Genomic DNA, 903 nt, shown 5'->3' on the forward strand with positions numbered 1-903 from the left:
CCCCATTACGAGCGTGCGCAGCAAAACGCGCCACCCGCCGAACTTACACCCGGTGGCCCCGTTCACGACAACCCACGGCCCGGATAGGGGCACTCCCCCCGCACGGACTTTCGCGCCCGCCCGGTGCCGTGTTACGGCGGGAATGGGTACCGGAACCGCGTCCCCGTCTTCGTCTTGGTACGTATTCTTGATCGCATACGAAACCGTATAGGTCGTCCATATCTTTGCGTACAGGATTTGACTTTGTTTTATCACGTATCCCGGCTCAAAATCCAGCCCCGATCCGTCGGGCGTGGTGTTCCACGTCACTACGTCAGTGTCCTGAATCGATATAAGCCCCTGTGCACTCGGCAACGGGATTCCCGTTTTTGTGTTGCCCGTCAGTGTGGCGAGATGCTCCCCCTGATACGCCAGTATTACCTCTATACTGCTCGCGCCCGTGCCGGGTTCGCCCGCAAAGTCCGCCCACACCGGATAGAACGTGGTGTCGCGGGTTATAGAAAACGTCTCGCCCTCCTGATACCACTCGCCCGCGCCGTTCGGCTTCATGCTCCAGGCGGCAAAATACCTGCCCGCCGGGGAGTTGGGAATCGTGTCATCGCCGCGCACCGTCACCTGTTCGTTCGGCAGATACGTCCCGTACTGATCCTTTTCCGCAAACTCGTCCGCGTCCTTCGCGTACCAGACGCGGTAAAGCGGCTTCCACTGCGCATAAAGAGTAATGTCGTCCCAGACGGCAAACGTGTCGCCCGAATAATATGTTCTGCCGGAGCCGTCCAGCTCTGTGTTCCACGCGTAGAAATATATGACCCTAACGTCGTCTCTAAAAGAGAAATCAGGCACTTTGACGGCTTCACCCGGACGGTATTCGGTGCTGCCTAGGAGCACCCCCGCCGCGCTGTA

General features: G+C 58.9%; 1 protein-coding gene. It reads right to left on the reverse strand.

What is annotated here, in order from left to right:
* On the reverse strand, positions 1–843 hold an 843-nt coding region (locus AWU74_RS06250; protein ID WP_202966414.1), incomplete at its 3' end, for an InlB B-repeat-containing protein.
* Between the last annotated feature and the right edge of the window lie 60 nt (positions 844–903).

Source organism: Treponema endosymbiont of Eucomonympha sp., assembly GCF_001028545.1.